Raw genomic sequence first — 6,903 nt, 5'->3', positions numbered from 1 at the left:
ACTCGGTGGCGGGCTCGGACCCGACGGCCATCAGCACGGCGTCGGCCGCCAGTTCGGAGCCGTCGGCCAGCCGGACGCCGGCGGTCCGGCCGCGCCGTTCGAGCAGCCCCGTGGCCAGGCCCCGGTGGAGCCGCACCCCGTGTTCGCGGTGCAGGCCGGCCAGCAACGCGGCCGTTTCGGTGCCCAGGACGGCGGCCAGCGGCGTGGCGGTGGAGGTCAGCCAGGTCACCTCGGCGCCGAGCCCGACGGCGGTGGCCGCCGCCTCGGCGCCGAGCAGTCCGCCGCCGACCACCAACAGCCTTAAGCCCGACCGTAGTTCATCGCGCAGGGCGAGGGCGTCGGCGAGGGTGCGCAGCACGTGTGCCCCGGGCCGCGGCGTCTCGGCGCCGGGGAGCCGGCGCGGGCGGACTCCGGTGGCCACGATGACGGCCTCGCAGCGCACCCGCCGGCCGTCGGAGAGGTGGACGGTCCGCTCCCGGCGGTCGAGCCGCCCGGCCCGGACTCCCAGGCGAAGGTCGAGCCGGAGCTCGTCCAGCGCCTCGGGGCCGCGCAGGGCCAGGCGGTCGGCCTGCCACTCGCCGCCGAGCAGCTGCTTGGACAGCGGCGGCCGGTCGTACGGCGGATCCGGCTCGGCCCCGATCAGGGTGAGGCGGCCGTCGTAGCCGGACCGGCGCAGGGCCTCGGCGGCGTGCAGCCCGGCCGCGCCGGCGCCGACCACGGCCACGTCCCGCAGTGCGGTCACACCTGGTCCAGGCGGATCGCCGCGGCCGGGCAGACCGCGGCGGCGTCCTGGACGGCCCGGTGGAGCTCGGCGGGCGGTTCGGCGTCGAGCAGGACGACGATGCCGTCCTCGTCGCGCTGGTCGAACACGTCGGGGGCGGCGAGCACACAGTGCCCGGCGCCGCAGCACTTCTCCTGGTCGATCCGGACGAGCATGGTCTTCCTTTCGGAACACGTGCCCCGGCGGCCGTGAACTTCGGCACAGGGCAGGCGGACGGGTACGGTCGTGGCGGCTCGCGGTGGAGCCGGGTCACCAGGCGATCGGCAGCTCGTGGACGCCGTAGACGAGCATCTCGCCGCGGAAGCGGATCTCCTCGAACGGTACGGCCAGGCGCAGTTCGGGCAGCCGCCGCAGGATGCTGGTCAGCGCGATCTGCAGTTCCAGCCGGGCCAGCGGCTGCCCCAGGCACTGGTGGCTGCCGAAGCCGAAGGCCAGGTGCCGGCGCGCGTCGCGGGTCAGGTCGAGCTCGTCGCCGTCCGGGAACTCCTGCTCGTCCCGGTTGGCGGTGTTGACCATGCAGATGACGCCCTCGCCCGCCCGGATGCGGACGCCGCCCAGGTCGACGTCCTCGGTGGCCACCCGGGTGAGGCCGGAGTGCACGATGCTCAGGTAGCGCAGCAGCTCCTCGACCGCGCCGGGCACGGACTCGGGGTGCTTGCGCAGGTGGTCGAGCTGGTCGGGGTTGCGCAGCAGCGCGAGCACGGAGAGCGCGGTCATGTTCGCCGTGGTCTCGTGTCCGGCCACCAGCAGCAGCCGGCCCATCGCCCCGATCTCCTCGGTGCTCAGCTCGCCGCGCTCCACCAGACGGCTGAGGATGCCGTCGTCGGGGTGGGTGCGCTTGGCCTCGGTGAGCTCGACCAGGTAGTCGACCAGCTTGGCCTGGGCGGCGGTGACCTCCTCGGCGGTGGAGGCGCGGCGCAGCAGGACGCGGCTGCACTCCTGGAAGAAGTCGTGGTCCTGGTAGGGGACGCCGAGCAGCAGGCAGATGACCAGGGACGGCAGCGGCAGGGCGAACTCGCGGACCAGGTCGGCGCTGGAGCGTCCTTCGGTCATCCGGTCCAGCAGGTCGTCGGCGATCCGCTGGACCTCGGGGCGCAGCGCCTCGACCTTCCTGATCATGAACTCGCCGGTGAGCATCCGGCGGAAGCGGGCGTGCTCGGGGTCGTCCATCCGGATGAAGGTGGGCTGACCGGCGTTCAGCTGCCGGGCGCCCGCGCTGATGAACGGGAAGCCGGGCCGGGTGGAGTCGGAGCTGAAGCGGGCGTCGGAGAGGACCGCCTTGATGTCCTCGTGCCGGGTGACCAGCCAGCTGGTGGAGCCGTCCCACAGGGAGACACGGCTGACCGGCTCCTCCTGCCGGGCCTGCCCGTAGGCGGGCGGCGGGGCGAACGGGCAGGTGCCGCGGGCGGCGGGGTGGGCGAAGCGCGGGGTCTTCTCGGCGGTGGCCATCAGTGAATCCCCTTCTCGGAGTTGAAGCAGGCCTATTTACGTGCCCAAAGCAACTAACTGACCGTCACGCTAGCTCGCGTTCCGTGGTGACAGAAGGGGCGGATCGGGTGACAGTCGAATCTGTCCGAAATCCGGTCACGGCTTCCCGCCCCGGCCGCCGTCCGCACCGGATCGCTACAGTTCCCCCATGTCGGACGACGAAGACGCCGAAGACGGTCGGACCACCGCCTGCGAGCTGGACGGTCTGGAGGCCGTACTGGCCACGCTGGCCTACCTGCTGACGCGCTCACAGGAGCACGAACGCCGCACCGCCCGGGCCGGCATCACCGCCGCACGCTCGGACGTCTACCTCCTGCGCGCGCTCGCCGAGGGCGCGGGGGCCAGCCGGGTGAGCGACCTGGCCGACCGGCTGATGGTCAAGCCCTCCCACGTCACCCGGCAGATCGACCGCCTCCAGGGCCAGCGGCTGGTGGAACGCAGCCAGGACGCGCTGGACCGGCGGGCCCGCCAGGTGGCCATCACCGCCGACGGGCGGGAGCTGCTCGACCGCCTGAAACAGGCCAACATCGCCGGACTCGCGAGTGCGCTGGACGGCGTCCCCGAGCCGGACGTCACCGCCACCGTCAGCGTGCTGAGCCACCTGATCGACCGGTACGTGCACCGGGTACGCACCACCATGCTGTCCGAGGACGACCCGCTCCCGCACCGGTCGGACGGTGCCGACGGTGCCGCGAGGGCGAAGGCCCGGCTCAACACTGCCGCACACGACGGCGGTTGATCCCCGGGAGCACCCGGGTACGTCCCCCGGCATGTCGGACGAGAAGAACCACGCCGTGGCCGGGGCGATCCTCCCGCTGGTCGGTGGCGCCGCCAACATCCGCTCGGTCGCCCACTGCATGACCCGGCTGCGGCTGGGCCTGGCGGACCGCTCCCTGGTCGACACCGAGGCGCTCCGGGCGCTACCGGCGGTCCTGGGCACGGTCGAGGACGACACCTACCAGATCGTGCTCGGGCCCGCTGCCGTCGCCGGGGTCACCGCGCAGCTGCGCCGCCTCCTGGAATCCCCCGGCGCACCGGCCGCAGCGGCGGGGGAGGACGGGGCGGACGGACGGGAAGGGGCGGGCGGTCGGGCCGAACCGCAGGCCGCCCCCACCGCCGGGGACCTCGCCGGGCGCGGCGACCGCATCCGGGCACAGGCCCGGGCGCGCAACGCGACCCCGGTGAAACTGGCACTGCGCCGGATCGCCGACATCTTCGTCCCGCTGATCCCCGCGCTGATCGGGTGCGGCATCGTCGCCGGCCTCTCCGGGGCCCTCGCCAACCTCGGCTGGGCCCCGGCCCTGGTCACCGCCCTGGGCCCGGTCTCCTCCGGGTTCATGTCCCTGATCGCCGTCTTCGTCGGCTACAACACGGCGAAGGAGTTCGGCGGCACACCCGTGCTCGGCGGGGCCGTGGCCAGTGTGATCGTCTATGCGGGGGTCGCCAAGGTGGAGGCGTTCGGCCACCACCTCACCCCGGGGCAGGGCGGTGTGGTCGGCGCGCTCCTCGCCGCGCTGCTGGCGGTCCACCTGGAGCGCTGGACCCGTCGGCTGCTGCCCGCCGCCCTGGACGTCCTGGTCACCCCCACGGTCACCGTCCTGCTCGGCGGGCTGGCCGCGCTGTTCGGCCTGATGTTCGTCGCCGGGGAGATCTCCACCGCCATCGGCCACGCCGCCACCTGGCTGCTCGCCCACGGCGGCCTGTTCGCCGGACTCGTGCTCGGCGGGCTCTTCCTGCCGCTGGTGATGCTCGGCCTGCACCAGGCGCTCATCCCGATCCACACCACCCTGATCCAGCAGCAGGGTTCCACCGTGCTGCTGCCGATCCTCGCCATGGCCGGCGCCGGGCAGGTCGGCTGCGCCGTGGCCGTCTACCTGAGGCTGCGCCACAACGCCTCCATCCGGGCCACCATCAGGTCCGCGCTCCCGGCCGGCCTGCTCGGTGTCGGCGAGCCGCTGGTCTACGGCGTCACCCTGCCGCTGGGGCGCCCCTTCGTCACCGCCTGCATCGGCGGCGCCGCCGGCGGTGCTTTCGTCGGAGTGGCCGGCCAGCTCGGCAGCGCCGTGGGCTCCACCGCCATCGGCCCCTCCGGCTGGGCCCTCTTCCCGCTCCTGGCCGGCCCACAGGGACTCCTCGCGAGCGCCGCCGTCTACGGTGGCGGGCTGCTGACCGGTTACCTCGCGGGTTTCCTGGCCACCTACTTCTTCGGCTTCACCCGCGAGACCCTCGCCGAGTACAACGCTCCCGCCGCCTCGGCCGGGAGCTCGGGGTAGCCGCGGGCCGCCGACAACGACGCGCTCGGCGCCGGCCCGCGGTCCGGGCCGGTCAGGTCGCCAGGAAGCGCTCCCGGTGCACCTGCTCGGGCGGCACCCCGCCCAGCGCGGCGGTGTGCAGGACGGCGTCGACCATGGGCGGCGGCCCGCAGACGTACAGGTCCGGTGCGGCGTCGCCGAGTTCGGGCAGGGCGGCGGCCAGCAGGTCCGCCGGGGTGCCGGTCGGCCCGGACCAGCCGGGGCCGGGTCTCCAGACGCAGACCTCGTACCGGAAGCCCGGCAACTCGGCGGCCGAAGCGGCGAGTTCGTCCAGTCCGAAGACGTCCTTCGGCTCGTTGACGCCGAGGAACAGCCGGGCGGGCTGCGGATCCTGCCACTCGGCCATCCGGCGGACCATCGCCAGCAGCGGGGCCAGGCCGGTGCCGCCGGCCACGAACAAGCGCGGGCGCAGGCCGGTCTCGTGCAGGCCGAAGGCGCCCTGCGGGCCGTGCACGGTGAGCCGGTCGCCCGGGCGGGCCCGGCCGGCGAGGTAGGAGGAGAAGTGCCCGCCCTCCCGCAGCCGGACGTAGAACTCCAGCCGGCCCTCCCAGTTGCCGGTGTTGGCGAGGGAGTACGCGCGCTTCGGCTCGCCGCCGGGAGCTCGGAGCTCCATGAACTGGCCCGGGTCGAACTGGCAGTCCGGGTCGTCGAGGCGCACCTCCAGCCGCACGGTGTCCGGCGTCACCGGGTCCACCGCGGTGACGGTGCCCTCGCGCACCGGGATGCCGCCGTACAGGATGCGCGACTGCTCGTACGGCAGCGCGGCCGTCAGCGGCCCGCAGGGGAAGGTGCGGCAGAGCAGCACCTCGCCGCGCTCGCGCTCGCCCGGTGGGAGGGCCTGCTCGCTGTGCGGGCCGAGTTCGTACGGTCCGTCGGTGACCGAGGCGTGGCAGGAGCCGCAGGTGCCCTGGCGGCAGGAGGCCGGCAGGGCGGCGCCGGCCTCCTCCGCGGCCTCCAGGACGCTGCGGCCGGGGGCGCAGGCGAACTCCAGCCGGCCGCCGTCGCTGGTGGTGAGGGCGACCGGGTGCGATCCGGCCGCGTCCACCACGTCGTCCGTGCTCACGACGCCGTCCGTTCGAGCGCGGCGGCCAGGTCGGCCGTCGGGTCGCCGGTCACCCGCAGGTCGAACCGCTTCACGAGCTCGTCGACCAGGGCGGGGGTCAGGAAGCCGGGCAGCGAGGGGCCGAGGTGGATGGTGCGGATGCCCAGTGCGAGCAGGGTGAGCAGCACCGCGACGGCCTTCTGCTCGGTCCAGGACAGCGCCAGGGTGAGCGGCAGGTCGTTGACCTCGCACTCGAAGGCGTCGGCCAGCGCGGTGGCGATCCGGATGGCGGAGTAGGTGTCGTTGCACTGGCCGAGGTCCAGCAGCCGGGGGAGGCCGGCGATCTCGCCGAAGTCGTGCCGGTTGAAGCGGTACTTGGCACAGCCGAGGGTGAGCACCACGCTGTCCCGGGGCGCGCCGAGGGCGAAGTCGGTGTAGTAGTCGCGTCCGGGGGTGGGGCCGTCGCAGCCGCCGATCAGGAAGAAGTGCCGGATGGCACCCTGCCGCACCGCGTCGACCACCTGGTCGGCGACCGCGAGCACGGCGTCCCGGCCGAAGCCGACGGTGACGGCCTCCTCCTCGGCCGCGGTCTCCGGGAACCCCGGCAGGGCCTGGGCGGCCTGGATCAGCGGGCGGAAGTCGTGGTCGGCGAGGTGCCGGACGCCGGGCCAGCCGACCGGTCCGGCCGTGAAGATCCGGCGGCGGTAGCTGACGTGCGGCTCGATGATGCAGTTGGAGGTCATCAGGATCGGGCCGGGGAAGGCCGCGAACTCCTGCTGCTGGTCCTGCCAGGCACCGCCGTAGTTGCCGACCAGGTGCGGGTGGGCCTTGAGCAGCGGGTAGGCGTGGGCGGGGAGCATCTCGCCGTGGGTGTAGACGTTGATGCCCAGGCCCCTGGTCTGCACCAGTACGGCTTCGAGGTCCCGCAGGTCGTGGCCGCTGACCAGGATCGCCTTTCCGGCGACGGGGGTGGTGCGTACGGAGGTGGGCTGCTGGGGGCCGTAGGTGCCGGTGTTGGCGGCGTCGAGCAGTTCGATCGCCGCGAGGTTCAGCCGGCCGAGGCCGACGGCGCGCTCCAGCAGCTCGGCCGCGTCGGTCGGCTCGCCGGCCAGGTAGGCGAAGGCCTCCTCGACGCCGCCGAGGACCTCGGCGCTGCGGCGGCCGAGCACGTCGGCGTGGTGGGCGTAGGCGCAGATGCCCTTGAGCGCGTAGAGGTGGAGCGAGCGGAGCCCGACCACCTCCGGCCCCACCAGGGCGAGCCCGGCGTCCACCCGGACGCC

Annotated in this window: 7 protein-coding genes; 2 read left to right on the top strand and 5 right to left on the bottom strand. The window is 74.1% G+C overall.

Annotated elements, in window-relative coordinates:
* The 3 genes from KS423_RS33935 to KS423_RS33925 all read right to left on the bottom strand — a co-directional run.
* The coding region (locus KS423_RS33935) for an FAD-dependent oxidoreductase (RefSeq protein WP_224283595.1) at positions 1–742 on the bottom strand (742 nt) is incomplete at its 3' end.
* Positions 739–936, bottom strand: coding sequence for a ferredoxin (locus KS423_RS33930; RefSeq protein ID WP_224283594.1), 198 nt, complete (start codon positions 934–936; stop codon positions 739–741). The genes KS423_RS33935 and KS423_RS33930, both read right to left, overlap by 4 nt.
* A gap of 94 nt (positions 937–1,030) precedes the next feature.
* Positions 1,031–2,230 (bottom strand): cytochrome P450, encoded by a 1,200-nt coding sequence (locus KS423_RS33925; protein ID WP_224283593.1) that lies wholly within the window; start codon positions 2,228–2,230, stop codon positions 1,031–1,033.
* Positions 2,231–2,417: 187 nt separating this feature from the next.
* On the opposite strand from KS423_RS33925, the gene KS423_RS33920 reads away from it, so the two are divergent.
* Positions 2,418–3,008, top strand: coding sequence for a MarR family winged helix-turn-helix transcriptional regulator (locus tag KS423_RS33920; RefSeq protein WP_224283592.1), 591 nt, complete (start codon positions 2,418–2,420; stop codon positions 3,006–3,008).
* 31 nt (positions 3,009–3,039) lie between these two features.
* A complete protein-coding gene (locus tag KS423_RS33915; protein ID WP_224283591.1) occupies positions 3,040–4,542 on the top strand; it encodes a PTS transporter subunit EIIC in 1,503 nt (500 codons plus the stop codon).
* Positions 4,543–4,594: 52 nt separating this feature from the next.
* On the opposite strand, the gene KS423_RS48195 is transcribed toward KS423_RS33915, so the two are convergent.
* Entirely contained in the window at positions 4,595–5,644 is a 1,050-nt protein-coding gene (locus KS423_RS48195) for a 2Fe-2S iron-sulfur cluster binding domain-containing protein (RefSeq protein ID WP_224283590.1), read from the bottom strand.
* Positions 5,641–6,903, bottom strand: a 1,263-nt coding sequence (hcp, locus tag KS423_RS33905; protein WP_224283589.1) for a hydroxylamine reductase, incomplete at its 5' end; no start/stop codon positions are given. The genes KS423_RS48195 and hcp, both read right to left, overlap by 4 nt.

The sequence above is a fragment of the Streptomyces sp. LS1784 genome (genome assembly GCF_020103755.1).
GTDB lineage: Bacteria > Actinomycetota > Actinomycetes > Streptomycetales > Streptomycetaceae > Kitasatospora.
This window is presented reverse-complemented; position numbering and strand designations above follow the sequence as displayed.

Excerpts from the sequence above, each read along its gene's own strand:
- KS423_RS33925 (WP_224283593.1), bottom strand. The coding sequence starts at position 2,230 with ATGGCCACCGCCGAGAAGACCCCGCGCTTCGCCCACCCCGCCGCCCGC.
- KS423_RS33915 (WP_224283591.1), top strand. The coding sequence starts at position 3,040 with ATGTCGGACGAGAAGAACCACGCCGTGGCCGGGGCGATCCTCCCGCTG.
- KS423_RS33920 (WP_224283592.1), top strand. The coding sequence starts at position 2,418 with ATGTCGGACGACGAAGACGCCGAAGACGGTCGGACCACCGCCTGCGAG.
- KS423_RS33930 (WP_224283594.1), bottom strand. The coding sequence starts at position 936 with ATGCTCGTCCGGATCGACCAGGAGAAGTGCTGCGGCGCCGGGCACTGT.